Source organism: Streptomyces sp. NRRL WC-3549, assembly GCF_000721935.1.
Classification (GTDB): Bacteria; Actinomycetota; Actinomycetes; order Streptomycetales; family Streptomycetaceae; genus Streptomyces.
Genome location: NZ_KL585409.1, coordinates 64,378 through 65,625, shown reverse-complemented (window position 1 = coordinate 65,625; position 1,248 = coordinate 64,378). Strand labels below are relative to the sequence as shown.

Annotated in this window: 1 pseudogene; it reads left to right on the top strand. The window is 66.8% G+C overall.

Features of this window, described 5'->3' with window-relative positions:
* Positions 1-787: 787 nt before the first annotated feature.
* Positions 788-1,248 (top strand): annotated as a pseudogene (locus tag IH13_RS0119790) (SAM-dependent methyltransferase); the annotation flags it as partial.

Sequence of the window (1,248 nt, the reverse complement as noted above, 5' to 3'; positions counted from 1 at the left end):
AGCCAGAGCAGGGCGGTGACGGCTGCGAGCCGCCGTATGCGTGATCCGTACACGCCGGGGAGCATGTTCCCCGCCATCGGGAGACACGCCGGTACGGGGCCTCGTTCGCCTGATGGAGGGGAAATCCCGGCCGGGTGTTTGCGGGCCCGGGACGGTTTCGCGGCGGAACCGGAACAGGCGGAAGCCCGTCCGCCGGCGTCGGGCGGCCCGGCGCCGAGCGCCCCGGCCGCGGACCCGGCCCCGGTGACCGGCGTCGGGTGAATCGGCGCAGGGCGGTTCACCCGAGGCGCGCGATCAGCTAAGGCAAAAGCGGCCCCGTTGAACGGAGATGGTTCCGGTCGTTGCCCAGCTCCGGGTGGCAGTCGGACTTTTCGGTCCGTGCGGCCCCTAAATCATAGATATCGTCTTCGACGGAAAATGGTTTAACGCTCCACCGACGGCTCGGTGCATCCGTGAAAACGCCGGGGCGCAGGTGGCCCCCGGTGTGCACGAGGTCCCGTCGCGCTTCTTCCAACGACCGTCGCGACAACGGGAGATGGCGTACGGCACCCCTCGGTGCGAATCCGGCCGGCGCTTCACGGGCCGGGAAAACGGGCGCCGTGGTGCCGTTCCGTCGCGCCGTGTTCACACGCAGCGACGATCCTGATGCACATGCCACTGGTGTGTGACCAATAACGGATCTCTAATTTCCGTTTCCACTCGCTCTCTTGGCGGTCGATCAGTAGCCTCTGGTCCACACTGACCATGAACATGGCCGGATCGCCGTGGCGACTTGTTGGAGACATCGATGGAGCGTCCCGCCTGGGCACCGCAGGGCATTGACATCTCGGTGCCGAGCGTGTCTCGCATGTACGACTTCTATCTGGGCGGCTCGCACAATTTCGAGGTGGACCGGGAAGCGGCCCGCAAGGCCATGGAGTTCCTGCCGGGCCTCCCCAAGATCATGCAGGCCAATCGCGCCTTCATGCGACGGGCCGTGAACTTCGCGGTCGCCTCGGGGGTCACGCAGTTCCTGGACATAGGCTCCGGCATACCGACGTTCGGCAATGTCCACGAGGTCGCCCAGGCGGCCGACCCCCAGGCCAAGGTCGCCTACGTCGACCACGACCCGGTCGCGGTGGCGCACAGCCAGGCGGTGCTCGAAGGCAACGACCGCACCATGGTCGCCGCCGCGGACCTGCGCAGGCCGAAGGAGATCCTGGAACACCCGGAAGTCCGCGCCCTCCTCGACCTGTCTCTTATACACAT